Source organism: Streptomyces ruber, from assembly GCF_014648075.1.
Classification (GTDB): Bacteria; Actinomycetota; Actinomycetes; order Streptomycetales; family Streptomycetaceae; genus Streptomyces; species Streptomyces ruber.
Map to the genome: position 1 here is coordinate 1,029,791 of NZ_BMQK01000001.1, position 14,322 is coordinate 1,044,112.

Sequence of the window (14,322 nt, forward strand, 5' to 3'; positions counted from 1 at the left end):
CCGGGCGGGCGCGCCGGGGGTTACGCGCGCGAGTTGCGGGCGAGTCCCAGCGCGTACTCCGGCCACCACTGCCCGGCCGCCGGGCCGCCGCGGCACGGGCCGTCCGACTCGCCGGGCCGCTTGATCCACAGGTAGGCGTCGAGCGCGGCCTCGCCCGTGTCGGTCGTCGGCGGGGTGCCGAGGGCGCGGCCGGGCGGGTTGCACCAGGTGTCGCCGCGGTCGCCGGCCGGTGGTCCGTTGCCGTTGCGGCTGCTGTCCACGACGAAGTGCTTCCCGCCGAGCTGCCCGGACAGGCTGAGGCCGTACCGCTTGGTGACGGTGTCCGTCTGGAAGTTGGAGACGTTGAGGGAGAAGCCGTCCGCGCCGGCGACGCCGGCCCGCCGCAGCGGCTCCACCAGCTTCCACGGCTCCTCGATCCAGTCCGGGTTGCCCGCGTCCAGGTACACCCTGGTGCGGGGCTGCCGCTTCAGCCGGGTGATCGCCTCGCTCAGCAGCAGCTCACGCTCCGCGTGGTACTCGGGCGGGGTGCAGCCGTCCACGATGTGGGCCACCGCGTCCGGCTCCAGGACGACGATCGCCTCGCTGTCGCCGATCGCGCCGGCGAACCTGCCGATCCAGTCGCGGTAGGCGGCCGCGTCGTGCGCGCCGCCCGCCGAGTGCTGGCCGCAGTCGCGGTGCGGGATGTTGTACGCGACGAAGACCGGCGTCCGGCCCTCCTCGGCCGCCGCCCGCGTGGCCGTGCCGATCACCGGCTCCGGGTGGTCGCCCGCGGGCCAGAGCGCGGCAGGCCGCTCGGCGATCCGGCGCAGCAGCTCGGCGTCCTCCGTCCGGCCCTGCTCCCGCCACTCGTGGATCTGCCGGACGGCCGGGCTCGCCGGGTCCACCCAGAACGGGGACCGGGTGTCCGGGCCCGTCCGCCGGACGGACCTCTCGGTGGCGCCCCCGGGTGCGGGCGCCTCGTCGGACCCGGACCCGGACGAACAGCCCGCCGCGAGTCCGAGCAGCGAGAGCGCCGCGAAGATACGGATCAGCCGGGTCATGCTGCTCCCTCGGTTCCCTGAGCCTGGTGACGAACGCTGACGGAAGGTGACATAAGGTGACGTTCGGTCATCATCTTTTCACAGGAGGCTGTCGTGGAACGCGTGCGACACCGCGGGTGTACACGGGTTGACGTGCCCCTTCGCCCGGTTGACCGGCACGCGCGCGGTGGTTCCGGAGGTGGCCGATCGGCGACGGTCGGCCAGCCGAAAAGCGGGACACGGCTGACCGCCATATGACCGGCCGGTAGGGTCGATGACGTGCCGAAGCCGCTCAGTCTCACCTTCGATCCCATCTCCCGCGCCGACGAACACTGGAAGCAGCGCTGGGGGAACGTCCCGTCCATGGCGGCGATCACCTCGATCATGCGCGCGCACCAGATCCTGCTCGCCGAGGTCGACGCGGTCGTCAAGCCGTACGGGCTGACCTTCGCGCGCTACGAGGCGCTGGTGCTGCTCACCTTCTCCAAGGCCGGCGAGCTGCCGATGTCCAAGCTCGGCGAGCGGCTCATGGTGCACCCGACCTCGGTGACGAACACCGTGGACCGCCTGGTGCGGTCCGGGCTCGTGGACAAGCGGCCCAACCCCAACGACGGCCGCGGCACGCTCGCCTCCATCACGGACAAGGGGCGCGAGGTGTGCGAGGCGGCCACCCGGGACCTGATGGCGATGGACTTCGGGCTCGGCGCCTACGACGCCGAGGAGTGCAGCGAGATCTTCGCCATGCTCCGGCCGCTGCGGGTGGCGGCGGGGGACTTCGTGGAGAGCTGACGGTGCCCGTCGCGCGCACGGGGGCGGGGCGCGCGAAGATCGCGCGCGGCCGGTCGTTACGCTCGTACCCATGAAACCCAGCGTGCTGACCCGCTACCGAGTCATGGCCTACGTGACCGCCGTCATGCTGCTCGTGCTGTGCACCTGCATGGTGTTCAAGTACGGGTTCGGCATGGGCGAGGACCTGACCTTCATGGTCTCCCAGGCTCACGGCTTCCTCTTCATCATCTACCTGGTCTTCGCCTTCGACCTGGGCTCCAAGGCCAAGTGGCCGTTCGGCAAGCTGCTGTGGGTGTTCCTGTCCGGGACCATTCCCCTCGCCGCCTTCTTCGTCGAGCGCAAGGTCGTCCGCGAGACGCTTCCGCTGGTCAGCGACGCACAGCCGGCTCCCGTCAAGGCGTAACCCCCACCGCCGCGAGTCCCTCGTGGCGGTCGCCCATCGACATTTACTTGGACGTCCTAGTAAATTGGTGATATGGACGCTGACGCCATCGAGGAGGGCCGCCGACGCTGGCAGGCCCGCTACGACGCCTCCCGCAAGCGGGAAGCAGACTTCACCACGCTCTCCGGCGATCCCGTGGAGCCGGTGTACGGTCCCCGCCCGGGGGACACCTACGAGGGCTTCGAGCGGATCGGCTGGCCCGGGGAGTACCCCTTCACCCGCGGGCTGTACCCGACGGGCTACCGGGGCCGGACCTGGACCATCCGCCAGTTCGCCGGGTTCGGCAACGCCGAGCAGACCAACGAGCGGTACAAGATGATCCTCGAGGCGGGCGGCGGCGGCCTGTCCGTCGCCTTCGACATGCCGACGCTCATGGGCCGCGACTCCGACGACCCGCGCGCCCTGGGCGAGGTCGGGCACTGCGGGGTGGCGATCGACTCGGCGGCCGACATGGAGGTCCTGTTCAAGGACATCCCGCTCGGCGACGTCACGACCTCGATGACGATCAGCGGGCCCGCCGTGCCCGTCTTCTGCATGTACCTGGTGGCGGCCGAGCGGCAGGGCGTGGACCCGGCCGTCCTCAACGGCACCCTCCAGACGGACATCTTCAAGGAGTACATCGCGCAGAAGGAGTGGCTCTTCCAGCCCGAGCCGCACCTGCGCCTCATCGGCGACCTGATGGAGCACTGCGCCGCCGGCATCCCCGCCTACAAGCCGCTCTCCGTCTCCGGCTACCACATCCGCGAGGCGGGGGCGACGGCCGCGCAGGAGCTGGCGTACACCCTGGCCGACGGCTTCGGGTACGTGGAGCTGGGACTCAGCCGCGGCCTGGACGTGGACGTCTTCGCTCCCGGGCTGTCCTTCTTCTTCGACGCGCACGTCGACTTCTTCGAGGAGATCGCCAAGTTCCGCGCGGCCCGCCGCATCTGGGCCCGCTGGCTGCGCGACGTGTACGGGGCGCGCACCGACAAGGCGCAGTGGCTGCGCTTCCACACGCAGACCGCGGGCGTCTCGCTGACCGCGCAGCAGCCGTACAACAACGTCGTACGGACGGCGGTGGAGGCCCTCGCGGCCGTGCTGGGCGGCACCAACTCCCTGCACACCAACGCCCTGGACGAGACCCTCGCGCTGCCGAGCGAGCAGGCCGCCGAGATCGCGCTGCGCACCCAGCAGGTGCTGATGGAGGAGACCGGCGTCGCCAACGTGGCGGATCCGCTGGGCGGCTCCTGGTACGTCGAGCAGCTCACCGACCGCATCGAGGCCGACGCCGAGAAGATCTTCGACCAGATCAGGGAGCGGGGCCTGCGGGCCCACCCCGACGGACGGCACCCCATCGGGCCGATCACCTCCGGCATTCTGCGCGGGATCGAGGACGGCTGGTTCACGGGCGAGATCGCCGAGTCCGCCTTCCGCTACCAGCAGTCCCTGGAAAAGGGGGACAAGAAGGTCGTCGGCGTCAACGTCCACACCGGGTCGGTCACCGGTGACCTGGAGATCCTGCGGGTCAGCCACGAGGTGGAGCGCGAGCAGGTGCGCCTGCTGGCCGAGCGCAGGGCGCGGCGCGACGACGCGGCCGTGCGCACCGCGCTGGAGGCGATGGTCACCGCCGCCCGCGACGGTTCCAACATGATCGCGCCCATGCTGGACGCCGTACGCGCCGAGGCCACCCTGGGCGAGATCTGCGACGTGCTGCGGGACGAGTGGGGCGTCTACACCGAGCCCGCGGGGTTCTGAGCCGTTCCCGCGATCCCGGGCAGCAGGACCCGGGTCAGGGAGCGTACCCAGGCGGGGTCCACCGGCTCCGAGCCGGCCAGACAGCGGTGGACCACCGCTCCCGCCACCATGTCGAGGACCAGGTCGGAATCGCGCGCCGCCGTCCGGGGGTCCTTCCCGGGCGGCAGCCCGCCGCGGGCCCGGGCGCGGGCGCGGCCCTCCGCCACCAGGCGCTTCCGGGGGCCGACGATCGAGGCGCGGATGCGCTCGCGCAGGGCGTCGTCACGGGCGGACTCGGCGACGACGCCCATGAGGCCGCACCGGGTCTCCGGACGGGCCAGGAGCGCCGCGAACTGCAGCACCACGCCCTCGACGTCGGCGGCCGGACTGCCCCGGTCCGGCATCCGGGAGTTCGCCGGAGAGCTCGCCCACCGCGTCCACGACCAGTTCGTGCTTGTTCGCCCAGCGGCGGTAGAGCGTCGTCTTGGCCACGCCCGCCCGGGTCGCCACGTCGCCCAACGTCAGCCGGGACCGGCCCAGTTCGACCAGCGCCGCGCGCGTCGCCGCCGGGAGCGCCCGGTCCGCGGCGGCGCTGCGCGGACGGCCCGTGGCGCGTGGGGCGGAGGACCGGCTCTGCATCCGGAGACCATACCCGCCGGTACGTTCAACCGAAGTTCGTGTGAAGCGGTGAGGGAGATCACGGGTGCGCTGTTCCCCGGGCCCATGAGGGGCAGTTACGCTACGACCCGTATCGAAAGCGCGAGCGAATGCGCGAGCGCGGGCGACGACCACGGGCGCCGGGTGGGGACCCGGCGCCGCTTCACGCGAACAGGCGGGGTGGGGACCACGCTTTTCGCGGGCGCGCGGTAAGGGGGGAGACTGTACGCATGCAGCCACGGAACATGTCCATGAGCGGAGTCGTCGACCTCGCCGCGGTGAAGGCGGCCCAGGAGGCCAAGGCGAAGGCGGAGCAGGCGCGAGCCGAAGCGGCCCGGCAGGGCGGCGGCGGGGCCGTCTCACCCGCCGACCTGGTGATCGACGTCGACGAGGCGGCCTTCGAGCAGGCCGTCCTGCAGCGCTCCACCGAGGTGCCCGTCGTCATCGACTTCTGGGCCGAGTGGTGTCAGCCCTGCAAGCAACTGAGCCCGGTCCTGGAGCGGCTCGCGGTCGAGTACAACGGGCGCTTCGTCCTCGCCAAGATCGATGTCGACGCCAACCAGATGCTGATGCAGCAGTTCGGGGTGCAGGGCATCCCCGCGGTGTTCGCCGTCGTCGCGGGGCAGGCGCTGCCCCTCTTCCAGGGCGCCGCCCCGGAGACGCAGATCCGCGGCACCCTCGACCAGCTGGTCCAGGTCGCCGAGCAGCGCTTCGGCCTCACCGGCCTGACGGTGGACCCGGACGCGCAGCCGGGCGAGGCGCCGGCGGCCCCGCAGGTCCCGGCCGGCCCGTACGACGCCCTGCTCGAGGCCGCCGTGCAGGCGCTGGACGCGGGCGACCTGGGCGGTGCGGTCCAGGCGTACAACAACGTGCTGAGCGAGGACCCGGGCAACACGGAGGCCAAGCTGGGGCTCGCCCAGGCCGAGTTGCTCCAGCGGGTGCGGGGCGCGGACCCGCAGGCGGTGCGCAAGGCGGCGGCGGAGAACCCCGCCGACGTCCAGGCGCAGATCGCGGCCGCCGACCTCGACCTCGTGGGCGGGCACGTGGAGGACGCCTTCGGGCGGCTGACCGACGCCGTGCGGCGCACCGCCGGGGACGACCGGGACACCGTGCGCAAGCGGCTCCTGGAGCTGTTCGAGGTGGTGGGTGCCGACGACCCGCGGGTGGCCGCGGCGCGGCGGGCGCTGGCGCGCGCCCTGTTCTGACGGGTGGTGAAGCGGCCGCGTTTTACCTAATCTTGGTAAACGCGGCCGCTGTTACTGCGAGTAAGTCGAGCTCGCCGATCTGTCGGATTCCGTCCGGGGATCGGTCATTTCATCGAATCGCTTGCGGCGACATAGGGTCGCGGGGCGATATCGGAGGGTCACCTTCCGGTTATCTGTCCGTTACTGGAGAGTAACGAACCCCCTTGCGGGGTCGGCGAGAATGCACCACGATCAGCCACGCTCGGTCCGATATCCCGTACCCCGCCGGCCAGTCGGGTCAACGGGTTTTCCGGTTCCCCACCGGGCAGAGACGGCGGCAGTGGCGCCGGCTCTTCGGACAGGGGGGTCTCTGCCCCGTGGCAGAGCCTGTCCGGCAGGTTGTGCGTGATGTGCGTCAGGCGCGACCAGTGGTTGTCGCTCGGGGGTGATCGCCGGTGATTCGGGCGCGGTTCGCGCCGCCGAGTGCGGGCGCTCTTCTTCCCGGGGACGTAGCACTTCTCCCATCCCTGCCCGGCCGAGCCGCCGCGAAGGGGCGGTCGGGCCAGGAGATGTACGTCCGAGAAGGAGGAAAACATGGGTTCCACGCCTCGTGGCGGAACCAGATGGAAGCGGTTCGCTGTGGTCATGGTGCCCAGCGTCGCCGCGGCAGCGGCGGTGGGCATCGGGCTGGCGCAGGGCGCGCTCGCGGCGTCATTCACTGTGTCGGGTCAGGAGTTCAAGGTTGCGGCCGGGCATCTCGAGGGCCATGGCTTCTCGCAGTACGGCGGAGTGGTCGAGGGATACGAGACCGTCGAGGGCGGGAAGAAGGTCCCGCGCCCTGTCGCGATCTCGTCGTTCGACCGCGCCGAGATCAATGATCTCTGTCAGTCCCTCGCGACGGAGGTCCCGCTCCTCGGGACCGTCTACATGCGTATCGACGCGGGCAACACCCAGGGGGAGCCGGTCGAGGCGACCCAGCTCTACCTGGACATAGCCAAGCTCGAAGCCGACGCGACGTTCACGAACATGGACATCGGTGTGGCCGTCAAGGACAAGACCAGGGGCCCCGCGAGGGCTTCCGGCGTGAAGGACGGCCAGTTCTCCCAGCAGGCGGAACTGGCGGTGCTCGACAACGCCGAACAGACGGCGTGGGCCACCACCGCAGGCACGTTCACCCTGAGGGGACTGAACCTGCGACTCGGCACCGACCCCAAGATGGAATGCTTCTGACGGTCCCCGTCGCGCCCCGGGCGGGGAGGTCCGCTCCCCGCCCCTCGCGCATCTCCCCCCTTCCCCCCTACGGCATGACCCCGGCACGCACGTCCGCCGGACCCAGGGAGCTGTTTTTCCATGAGTGCTGATACTCCGGTCCAGAGCGCGAGCGCCGGGATCCTCACCCGGATCCGTCTGCGCTTCCGCGACTGGCGGGGCAGCCGGCCGTTCTGGGCGGGGCTGTTCACCTTGCTCGCCGGGGTGCCGATCGCGTACTTCCCGTACGCCACCCTCAACCTGGGCCACATCTCGATAGCCCTGGCGACCACCGGTGGAGCCGGCTCCCTGATCATCGGCGTGCTGTTGGTGACGCTCGGCCTGACCATGTGGTTCCAGCAGGTCATCCGCGTCTTCGCCGGTGTCGCCGCGATCGTGCTGTCACTGGTCTCGCTGGTGGTGTCCAACTTCGGCGGCTTCGTGATGGGCTTCCTGCTCGCCATGATCGGCGGTGCCCTCTCCATCGCCTGGGCACCGGGCCGGGAGGAGCCGCCGGCGACGGCCGCGGACGCCGCGGACGGCGACGCCCACGAAGCGGCGGGTACCGCCCCGGCGAACGGCACCCCCGGGAGGCGGAATGACGACTGACGAGGAGGCCCTCGGCGCTCCGGCGCCGGATTCCGGTACGGGGTCCGGGCCGCGGCACGCGGTGTTCCGGAAACCGTTCCTCGCGCGGTTGCAGGTACCCGCGGGCAAGGCGATGGCCCTGGCGGCGATGCCGACGGCGGTCCTCATGGGCATGGGCATCGCACCCGCGCTCGCCCGGGCCGACGACAAGGCGACGACCTCCCGGAGCCTGACGCTGGAGGAGTACCAGAGCTGCGTCGAGATCCTGGAGGAGGCCCGGGACGACGCGGAGTCGGAGGACGGCGAGAAGAAGGACGAGGAGAAGCCGGAGGAGACCGAAGAGGACGGGGAGGGCGAGGAGGACGGGCAGGACGACCAGGGCGGGCGGAACGAGAAGGCCCCGGTCGTGCCGTCGCCCTCGGTCTCGTCGAGTGTCCCGGCGGCCGGCGGCAGGGAGGAGCAGAGCTCCCCGGGCGGCTCCCCGCCGGACGAGGACTCCCCGGGCGACGGCTCCCCGGAGGACACGTCCCACGAGGGCGGCGAAGCCGCGGACGGCGGCTCTTCGTCGGATTCAGGTTCCGACGACGAGACCGGGTCCGCACCGGCTCCGGCTCCGGTCCCGACCGCGCCGGACGGGTCCTCGCAAAGCGGCGACCGCCCGCGGATCCCCGGGCTGTCCGACCTCGGCGACGCGCTCGAAGGCCTCGGCAGTGCGCTCGAGGACGTGCTCACGCCCCGGGCGGGGGAGTCCGCCTCCCCGTCCGCTCCGGCCGACGAGGACACCGCGGAACCGGCCGAGGGTACGGCGGACGAGGCCACCGGCACCGGGGAGGAGCCCGGGAAGCGCGCGGCGCAGGACGTCACCGGGGACGTGGCCGCTCCGGTGACCGAGCCGGCGCCCGAGCCGGAGGCGGACGCCACGGCGCCGGTCGCGGAGCCGGACGGGGAACCGGCCGAAGAGCCCGCCGAGGAGCCGGCCGGCGAGGTCACCGCGTCGCCGAGCACGAGCACCAGCCCCGGCCCCGGTTCCGGCCCCAGTCCCAGCCCCACCCCGTCCGAGACCTCCACCACCGACCCGGACGACTGCCCGGTCGCCACCGACGCGGAGGGCGGCCTGGAGCAGGACCTCCCGGCGCTGCCCGACGCCCCCTGGTACCTGGACGCCGGCTCGCTGCTGCTCAAGGGCGCCGACTACCAGGGCATCGTGCAGGTGCGGACCGCGAACGGCACGGTCAAGAAGGTGCTGAAGTACGTCATCTCCGACGGCACCGACATCGGCGACCTGCACCAGACGGTCCGTGACGAGCGGACCGGCAAGCTCTACCACGTGCAGGCGGGCGAAGGCACGACCTCCACCATCCGCGACGGCGACACCGTGATGTACACGGAGTCGATCTCCGGCAAGCTGCTGGGCCTCGTCCCGGTCGAGTTCAGCCCGGAGAATCCCCCGCCGCTGGACATCCCCGTCATCTACTTCACCGATGTCCGGGTGGTCCAGGCCGGCCAGTTCGGCGGCACGCTCCACATTCCCGGGCTGCGGCAGTACGTGACGGACTAGAACGACGGGGCGCCCCCTGGTGGACCAGGGGGCGCCCCGTTCGCGGGATCGCGGCGTCAGGCGCGGTTGTCGCCGCCCAGGTGGTGCACCCGGACCATGTTGGTGGTGCCGGCCACGCCGGGGGGCGAACCGGCGGTGATGACCACGGTGTCGCCCTCGTGGAACCGCTTCAGCTTGAGCAGCTCCTGGTCGACGAGCTCGACCATCTCGTCGGTGCTGTTCACGAACGGCACCACGTGGGACTCCACGCCCCAGCTCAGGGCGAGCTGGTTGCGGGTGGACTCGTCCGTGGTGAACGCGATGATCGGCTGGGCCGCGCGGTAGCGGGACAGCCGGCGGGCGGTGTCACCGGACTTGGTGAAGGCGACCAGGCCCCTGCCGCCGAGGAAGTCGGCGATCTCGGCCGCGGCGCGGGCCACGGAACCGCCCTGCGTACGGGGCTTCTTGCCCGGCACCAGCGGCTGCAGGCCCTTGGACAGCAGCTCCTCCTCGGCCGCGGCGACGATCTTCGACATCGTCTTCACGGTCTCGATCGGGTACGCGCCCACGGAGGACTCGGCGGAGAGCATGACCGCGTCCGCGCCGTCCAGGATCGCGTTGGCCACGTCGGACGCCTCGGCGCGGGTGGGGCGCGAGTTGGTGATCATCGACTCCATCATCTGGGTCGCCACGATCACCGGCTTGGCGTTGCGGCGGCACAGCTCGATGAGCCGCTTCTGCACCATGGGGACCTTTTCGAGCGGGTACTCGACGGCCAGGTCACCGCGGGCCACCATCACGCCGTCGAACGCCATCACGACGTCCTGCATGTTCTCGACGGCCTGCGGCTTCTCCACCTTGGCGATGACGGGGACGCGGCGGCCCACCTCGTCCATCACCTTGTGGACGTCCTGGACGTCGTCCGCGTCCCGCACGAACGACAGCGCCACCAGGTCGCACCCCATGTTCAGGGCGAACTTCAGGTCCTCGACGTCCTTCTCGGACAGCGCGGGCACGTTGACGGCCGCGCCGGGCAGGTTGATGCCCTTGTGGTCGGAGACCACGCCGCCCTCGATGACCACCGTCTTCACCCGGGGACCGTCGACCTCGACGACGCGCAGCTCGACGTTGCCGTCGTTGATCAGGACCTGGTCGCCCTTGGAGACGTCACCCGGCAGGCCCTTGTACGTCGTCCCGCAGATGTGCCTGTCGCCCGGCACGTCCTCGGTGGTGATGGTGAACTCGTCACCGCGCACCAGCTCGACGGGACCCTCCGCGAAGGTCTCCAGGCGGATCTTGGGGCCCTGGAGGTCGGCGAGGACGCCGATGGCCTTCCCGGTCTCGGCCGAGGCGGCCCGGACGCGGTCGTACCGGCCCTGGTGCTCTTCGTGCGAGCCGTGGCTGAAGTTGAAACGGGCCACGTTCATGCCCGCCTCGATCAGCGCGACGAGCTTGTCGTGGGAGTCGACGGCGGGGCCGAGAGTACAGACGATTTTCGAACGGCGCATGGGGCGATCCTATCGGTTTGTTTCGCTACGGAATTTTCCGTCTGGCGGAAGACACAAATGGGCGGCCGGGCGCTCAGCTGTGGCGTGCGTCACGCCGTCCGCCCTCTCTTCTCATTCCCGTCCGACCAGCGCGTAGGTCTGCGTGGCGATCTCCAGCTCCTCGTCGGTGGGGACCACGGCGACCGCGACCCGCGCGGAGTCCGGGGATATCAGCCGCGCCTCGTCGCCGCGCACGGCGTTCAGGTCCGCGTCGACCGCGAGCCCCAGTCCTTCCAGGCCCGCGACCGCCGCCTCGCGCACCGCCGCCGCGTTCTCGCCGACCCCGGCCGTGAAGGCCACCGCGTCCACCCGGCCCAGGACGGCGTAGTAGGCACCTATGTACTTCTTCAGCCGGTGGATGTAGATGTCGAAGGCCAGCTTCGCCTGCTCGTCCCCCTCCTCGACCCGGCGGCGGATCTCCCGCATGTCGTTGTCGCCGCACAGGCCGAACAGGCCGCTCCTCTTGTTGAGGAGAGTGTCGATCTCGTCCATGTCCATTCCGCCGACACGCGCCAAATGGAAGATGACGGCCGGGTCCAGATCACCGGACCGCGTACCCATCACCAGTCCCTCCAAAGGCGTCAGTCCCATGGAGGTGTCGACGCACACGCCGCCCCGTACGGCCGACGCGGACGCGCCGTTGCCGAGGTGCAGCACGATGACGTTCACCTCCGACGGGTCCTTGCCCAGCAGCCGCGCCGTCTCGCGGGAGACGTACGCGTGCGAGGTGCCGTGGAAGCCGTAGCGCCGGATGCGGTGCCGGTCGGCGATCCTCGGGTCGATCGCGTAGCGCGCCGCGGACTCCGGCATCGTCGTGTGGAACGCCGTGTCGAAGACCGCGACCTGCGGCAGGTCGGGGCGGAGCTCCTGCGCGGTGCGGATGCCGGTGAGGTTGGCCGGGTTGTGCAGCGGCGCGACGGGGATCAGCCGCTCGATCTCGATGAGCACGGTGTCGTCGACGACGGTGGGCTCGGTGAAGAACTCCCCGCCGTGCACCACGCGGTGCCCGATCGCGGCCAGCTCCGGCGAGTCCAGGCCCAGGCCGTCCTTGGCGAGCTCCCCGGCGACCGCCTTCAGGGCGGCGCCGTGGTCGGCCATCGGCCCGTTCTGCTCGCGGGTCTCGCCGCTGCCCACGCAGGTGTGCTTCAGGCGGGAGGTCCGCTCGCCGATGCGCTCGACCAGCCCCACCGCCAGCCGGCTGCGGTCCCGCATGTCCAGCAGCTGGTACTTCACCGACGAGGAGCCGGAGTTGAGGACGAGGACACGGGTGGGTGAGGTCACTGCTCGGAGGCCTTCTCGTTCGGGTGCTGCGACGGGTTGGGGTTCGGGTTCTGGGACTGGATCGCGGTGATGGCGACGGTGTTCACGATGTCGCCGACCAGCGCGCCGCGCGACAGGTCGTTGACCGGCTTGCGCAGGCCCTGGAGGACCGGGCCGACGGCGATCGCGCCGGCCGAGCGCTGCACGGCCTTGTAGGTGTTGTTGCCGGTGTTGAGGTCCGGGAAGACCAGCACGGTGGCCTGGCCCGCGACCTCGGAGCCCGGCAGCTTGGTCGCGGCGACCGTCGGCTCGACGGCGGCGTCGTACTGGATCGGGCCCTCGATCTTCAGGTCGGGCCGCCGGGATCGCGCGATCTCCGTCGCCCGGCGCACCTTGTCGACGTCGGCGCCGGAGCCGGAGGTGCCCGTCGAGTACGACAGCATCGCGATCCGCGGCTCCACACCGAACTGCGCGGCCGTCTCCGCGGACTGGATGGCGATGTCGGCGAGCTGCTCGGCGTCCGGGTCCGGGTTGACCGCGCAGTCGCCGTACACCAGCACCTTGTCGGCCAGGCACATGAAGAACACGGACGACACGATCGAGGCGTCCGGCTTGGTCTTGATGATCTCGAAGGAGGGACGGATGGTCGCGGCCGTGGAGTGCACCGAGCCCGACACCATGCCGTCCGCGAGCCCCTCCTGCACCATCAGGGTGCCGAAGTAGTTCACGTCCGAGACGACGTCGTACGCCAGCTCCACGGTGACGCCCTTGTGGGCGCGCAGCGCCGCGTACCGCTCGGCGAAGCGGTCCCGCAGCGGGGAGGTCTGCGGGTCGACGAGGTCGGCGTCACCGAGGTCGATGCCGAGGTCGGCGGCGTTCTTGCGGATCTGGTCGACGGGCCCGAGCAGGGTCAGCGCGCACACGTCGCGGCGCAGCAGCACCTCGGCGGCGCGCAGCACGCGCTCCTCGGTGCCCTCGGGCAGCACCACGCGGCGCCGGTCCGAGCGGGCCCGTTCCAGCAGCTTGTGCTCGAACATCATCGGCGTGACCCGGTCACTGCTCGGCGCCGACACCCTGGTCAGCAGTGCGCCGCCGTCCACGTACCGCTCGAACAGGCCGAGCGCGACCTCCGCCTTGCGGGGCGTGACCGCGCTCAGCTTGCCCTCCATGGCGAAGAGCTCGGACGCCGTGTCGAAGGAGCCCGAGGCGACCGCGACCACCGGGGTGCCGGGGGCGAGCCGCGCGGCCAGGGTGAGGACCTCGTCGCTGGGCCGCTCGTCGAGGGTGAGCAGCACACCGGCGATCGGCGGGGTGCCGGCGCTGTGCGCGGCCAGCGCGCCCACGACCAGGTCGGCGCGGTCGCCGGGGGTGACGACGAGGCAGCCGGGGGTCAGCGCGTTCAGGAAGGTCGACAGGGTGGCGCCGCCGAAGACGAAGCCCAGCGCGTCGCGCGCGAGCCCCGCGTCGTCGCCGAGCAGCACCTTGCCGCCGAGCGCGTGGGTGATCTGGGCGACGCTCGGCGCGGACAGGGCGGGCTCGTCGGGCAGGACGTAGGCGGGCACGGGCAGGCGGGCGTCGAGGCCCTCCGCTATCGCGGCCCGGTCGGCCGGGTCGACCCGATTGGTGATCACGGCGATGACGTCGCAGCCGAGCGCCTCGTACGCGCGGTGGGCGTTCCTGGTCTCCGCCAGCACGGAACCGGGGGTCTGCTTGCGGCCCCCGACCACCGGGAGCACCGAGGCGCCGAACTCGTTGGCCAGCCGCGCGTTGAGCGCCAGCTCGTCCGGAAACTGGGTGTCGGCGAAGTCGGTGCCGAGGACGAGCACCACGTCGTAGTCGCGGGCCACCCGGTGGAAGCGGTCCACGAGCGTCGACACCAGCTCGTCGGTGCCCCGCTCGGCCTGGAGCGCGGACGCCTCCTGGTAGTCCATGCCGTACACGGTCGCCGGGTCCTGGGAGAGCCGGTAACGGGCGCGCAGCAGCTCGAAGAGCCGGTCGGGGGTGTGGTGGACGAGCGGGCGGAACACCCCCACCCGGTCGACCTGGCGGGTCAGGAGCTCCATGACTCCCAGCTCCACGACCTGGCGGCCGTCGCCGCGGTCGATCCCGGTCACGTACACGCTGCGCGTCACGCGTGGTTCTCCGTTCCGTGTCGTCGTGGGGTGCCCCCGGTGCGGGGGAGGGCGGCCACTGTGAGGCGTTTCCGTTGTGCGCGAAATCCGCCCGCCGTGACGGACGGAACCCCCTTGACAGTACCTCCCTGGATGGATAAGGAACCCGCCAGGGCGAGGTGGGGCGAGGTGCTGTATCCGGTGCGCGGGGTACGCGCGGGGTACAC

Annotated in this window: 11 protein-coding genes and 1 pseudogene; 7 read left to right on the plus strand and 5 right to left on the minus strand. The window is 71.4% G+C overall.

Annotated features, from left to right (window positions below):
- Positions 1-20: 20 nt before the first annotated feature.
- The gene (locus IEZ04_RS04755) at positions 21-1,040 is read right to left on the minus strand and encodes a glycoside hydrolase family 6 protein (RefSeq protein WP_189215295.1); all 1,020 of its coding nucleotides are present in this window, start codon (positions 1,038-1,040) and stop codon (positions 21-23) included.
- A gap of 258 nt (positions 1,041-1,298) precedes the next feature.
- On the opposite strand from IEZ04_RS04755, the gene IEZ04_RS04760 reads away from it, so the two are divergent.
- The 3 genes from IEZ04_RS04760 to icmA all read left to right on the plus strand — a co-directional run bounded on the left by IEZ04_RS04760 (position 1,299) and on the right by icmA (position 3,984).
- Entirely contained in the window at positions 1,299-1,808 is a 510-nt protein-coding gene (locus IEZ04_RS04760) for a MarR family winged helix-turn-helix transcriptional regulator (RefSeq protein WP_189215296.1), read from the plus strand.
- Between the two features lie 70 nt (positions 1,809-1,878).
- A complete protein-coding gene (locus IEZ04_RS04765; RefSeq protein WP_189215297.1) occupies positions 1,879-2,211 on the plus strand; it encodes a DUF3817 domain-containing protein in 333 nt (110 codons plus the stop codon).
- 72 nt (positions 2,212-2,283) lie between these two features.
- Positions 2,284-3,984: a coenzyme B12-dependent isobutyryl-CoA mutase large subunit gene (gene icmA / locus IEZ04_RS04770; protein ID WP_189215298.1), complete on the plus strand. Its 1,701-nt coding sequence runs from the start codon at positions 2,284-2,286 to the stop codon at positions 3,982-3,984.
- Here icmA and IEZ04_RS04775 read toward each other — a convergent pair.
- Positions 3,960-4,602, minus strand: a pseudogene (locus IEZ04_RS04775) (TetR/AcrR family transcriptional regulator). The gene icmA and the pseudogene IEZ04_RS04775 sit on opposite strands and share 25 nt — an antisense overlap.
- Before the next feature lie 248 nt (positions 4,603-4,850).
- Between IEZ04_RS04775 and IEZ04_RS04780 the strand changes: the two are divergent.
- From IEZ04_RS04780 to IEZ04_RS04795, 4 genes are all read left to right on the plus strand, one after another.
- Complete coding sequence (locus tag IEZ04_RS04780; protein WP_189215299.1) at positions 4,851-5,825, plus strand: tetratricopeptide repeat protein; 975 nt, start codon at positions 4,851-4,853, stop codon at positions 5,823-5,825.
- A 573-nt stretch (positions 5,826-6,398) separates the two neighbouring features.
- The gene (locus tag IEZ04_RS04785) at positions 6,399-7,034 is read left to right on the plus strand and encodes a DUF6230 family protein (protein ID WP_189215300.1); all 636 of its coding nucleotides are present in this window, start codon (positions 6,399-6,401) and stop codon (positions 7,032-7,034) included.
- 120 nt (positions 7,035-7,154) lie between these two features.
- Complete coding sequence (locus IEZ04_RS04790) at positions 7,155-7,661, plus strand: DUF6114 domain-containing protein (protein ID WP_189215301.1); 507 nt, start codon at positions 7,155-7,157, stop codon at positions 7,659-7,661.
- Positions 7,651-9,198, plus strand: a complete 1,548-nt coding sequence (locus IEZ04_RS04795) for a hypothetical protein (protein ID WP_189215302.1) — start codon at positions 7,651-7,653, stop codon at positions 9,196-9,198. Before IEZ04_RS04790 ends, IEZ04_RS04795 begins: the two co-directional genes overlap by 11 nt.
- A 56-nt stretch (positions 9,199-9,254) precedes the next feature.
- On the opposite strand, the gene pyk is transcribed toward IEZ04_RS04795, so the two are convergent.
- From pyk to pta, 3 genes are all read right to left on the minus strand, one after another.
- Positions 9,255-10,685: a pyruvate kinase gene (gene pyk / locus IEZ04_RS04800; RefSeq protein ID WP_189215303.1), complete on the minus strand. Its 1,431-nt coding sequence runs from the start codon at positions 10,683-10,685 to the stop codon at positions 9,255-9,257.
- 111 nt (positions 10,686-10,796) lie between these two features.
- Positions 10,797-12,005, minus strand: a complete 1,209-nt coding sequence (locus IEZ04_RS04805; RefSeq protein ID WP_189215304.1) for an acetate kinase — start codon at positions 12,003-12,005, stop codon at positions 10,797-10,799.
- The gene (gene pta, locus IEZ04_RS04810) at positions 12,002-14,116 is read right to left on the minus strand and encodes a phosphate acetyltransferase (protein WP_189215305.1); all 2,115 of its coding nucleotides are present in this window, start codon (positions 14,114-14,116) and stop codon (positions 12,002-12,004) included. Before pta ends, IEZ04_RS04805 begins: the two co-directional genes overlap by 4 nt.
- Between the last annotated feature and the right edge of the window lie 206 nt (positions 14,117-14,322).